The sequence below is a fragment of the Clostridium sp. ZS2-4 genome (genome assembly GCF_026719745.1).
GTDB lineage: Bacteria > Bacillota > Clostridia > Clostridiales > Clostridiaceae > Clostridium_H.
Genome location: NZ_JAPPRQ010000014.1, coordinates 1 through 2,620, shown reverse-complemented (window position 1 = coordinate 2,620; position 2,620 = coordinate 1). Strand labels below are relative to the sequence as shown.

Sequence of the window (2,620 nt, the reverse complement as noted above, 5' to 3'; positions counted from 1 at the left end):
CGACAGCATTAGTAGTTGCTAAAGCAACCGCAATAGGGGCAGCAGTAGCAGGAACAGCGGCAGTATTAAGTCAAGCAATATCAGATGCAGGACGAAAAGAAGTAAGTGATATATCTTCTTATATGGCAGCAGGATGCCGAGAATCCTTTATAGGAGCAGTCTCCGGAGCAGTATTTGGACCTTTTGGAGTAGGTGAAGCCATAGGTGGAAAAATGCTGTTAGGAGGGATAACCAACGGATTTGAAAGTATATTAAGACAAAAATTAGAAGGCAAAGGAATAAACTTTAAAACTGTCCTAATNAGCAGAAAAATTAATTAAGAAAGCAGCACCCTTTGTTAAAAAAGCATTTAATAAGATATCAGCTGAAATATCAGAGAATATTAGAATAGCTAAAATAGCATTAAACAATATGAGAAAAGGACCGAAGCCAGTAGTGCTTGGTAGTAATTTGGGTAATGGTTATGAGGCTTTAGGTAGGTTTGAAAAGGAAGTTAAGAAGGTTAAGAATGAATTAGGATCAAGTGTGGATGATACGGCTAAAGTGATTACTAAGGGTGCGGGTGAAGCTAAAACAATTAGTCATCCTGTGTTGGATAATACAAGAACTGGTAGTGCATTAAAACCATATGATGGACAACATGGATTCAATGATATAATAGATAATTATGCAAAGGATGCTCAAAAATTTGAGCTCATCGGAGGAGACAAGATACAAAGAGAATTGTATCAAATAAAAGGTGGACAAAAATCTTATGAATATAAACGAATTTATGATAAAACTCAAGGGTTTGAAAGGATTGAGACAATTACAGTAGACCAAGATGGAATTTTTGAATGGATAGTAGACCCTACAGAAGGAGTAACTCACAGAAGATTTATTCCAGGAGGAGAGATTACAGGTAAACCTAATCAAGTTCCTGGAAAGTAAGGAGGTATGTACAATGTTACTTAAATTTAATGAATTAGAGGATGCTGAGATTAAGTATGATTGGAAGACACTATATGTGGCTTTATATTTAGATTTTATTGATACTTCGGCGTTAGTTGATTATTCTGTTAAAGAAATATCTAATGAATCCTATATAGACAATGAATTTATTAATGAATTAGCTTGGGGAGAAGGAGAATTTTCAAAAGAAGAACTGTTGTTAAAAATGCCCATTAAGCTAGGTTTTGAAGAGATAGATAAAGGTACACTTAGTTGGAATGACGAGTTAAGAAAGCTAAGATACTGTTTGCTTAGGATTTTAAGAAAAACAATAAACAATAATAAAGAACTATTAAGCAAAGTATCCGAAGTTTATGCAGATGTTGGATATCCTGTTGAGATGGAAGAGTTCATACCATATATGCCACCAAAAGGAGGCTATGACCCAACAAAGTATTCGGTAGATGAGAATAATTTACGTATGATTATGTTGCTTGATAAATTTTTAGAAAAAGAGAAAAATGCATTAGTAAATCTTGCTTCATAAATTGTATTAAACTTGCTACAAAATATTAGTTAAGTATGATGGTGGGATACTGTTGAAGAAATTCAATGAGTAAATAGATTTTCAAAACAGTAAAGACACTGCATAATCTAAATAATGCAGTGAAAAGAGCTCCCTAGTGATTCATATGCATATCAACAATATAAGAAATTACTAATGAAAGATGATATTATAAGTAATTCTAATCAAATTATTAATGGAGAAAAATTATGGGATCAAAAGGCTAGAAATATATTAACTAGTGATGGTTCTAATATAGGTGATTGGTGGAAAATGGAGTCTAGCAAGCTCACGCCCTTTGGTCTTTCGTAAGGACCCTCGGGGCAATGTCATCAAGCTAAAATGTAAATAACTAGGAAGATTTAAAAATAACTCTAAATCATTCTAGTTATTATTAATTTATAGAGAAAAATATATTTATTTTTGAAAAACACTTGACATTTGAAAATAATCCCAATAATCAGAAAGAACACATTATTTTTGTGTATCTCTAATGATTATGGGTGATTAAGATGAAGTTCAAAAAAAGCTTTAGTAAATGTCTATTGGGAAGTAAAATAATGATTGAGGACTATTTATTTAAGTGCTCAAATAGAATTAGTCCATCATATTTTACGAGGTCAGTAAAAATGAGTTTTAAAGAAAATATATTATTTATGCTAAATATGATTAATAAGACTGTATAGGTTGAGCTAAATAATTTTTTTGAAGGACTTTTGAAAAAAGATTATAGTATTTCAAAACAAGCTTTTTCAGAAAACAGGCAAAAAATTAATCCTAAAGCATTTATTGAATTAAATAATAGGATAAACCAAATTATTTATGAATAATGCAATGAATATGAACTTTGGAATGGGTACAGGCTTAGTGCAATAGATGGAACTACAATAGAGTTACCAAATACAGAGTTATTACGTAATGAATTTGGATATGCTAAAAATCAGTATGCAGAAGCCACCTGGTTTCCATATGCCCCACCAACAGGAAATGCAATGTATTCAATGCCTATAGTAGGAACAAGTGCAAGACTATATTTCCCAGATGAAACAAGCGAATCACCAATTGTAACAGGGTGTGTAAGAACAAATGGAAGCAGCTGTGCCAAGACATCAGATACAACAAAGA

The 2,620-nt window shown here is 32.1% G+C and carries 3 protein-coding genes; all 3 read left to right on the top strand.

Annotated features, from left to right (window positions below; translation table 11 throughout):
• Positions 1-411 precede the first annotated feature (411 nt).
• The 3 genes from OIO11_RS02645 to OIO11_RS02635 all read left to right on the top strand — a co-directional run bounded on the left by OIO11_RS02645 (position 412) and on the right by OIO11_RS02635 (position 1,807).
• Positions 412-930: a hypothetical protein gene (locus OIO11_RS02645; RefSeq protein WP_268069798.1), complete on the top strand. Its 519-nt coding sequence runs from the start codon at positions 412-414 to the stop codon at positions 928-930.
• Between the two features lie 13 nt (positions 931-943).
• Positions 944-1,477: a DUF2247 family protein gene (locus OIO11_RS02640; protein ID WP_268069797.1), complete on the top strand. Its 534-nt coding sequence runs from the start codon at positions 944-946 to the stop codon at positions 1,475-1,477.
• 174 nt (positions 1,478-1,651) lie between these two features.
• Positions 1,652-1,807: a hypothetical protein gene (locus tag OIO11_RS02635; RefSeq protein ID WP_268069796.1), complete on the top strand. Its 156-nt coding sequence runs from the start codon at positions 1,652-1,654 to the stop codon at positions 1,805-1,807.
• Positions 1,808-2,620 lie beyond the last annotated feature (813 nt).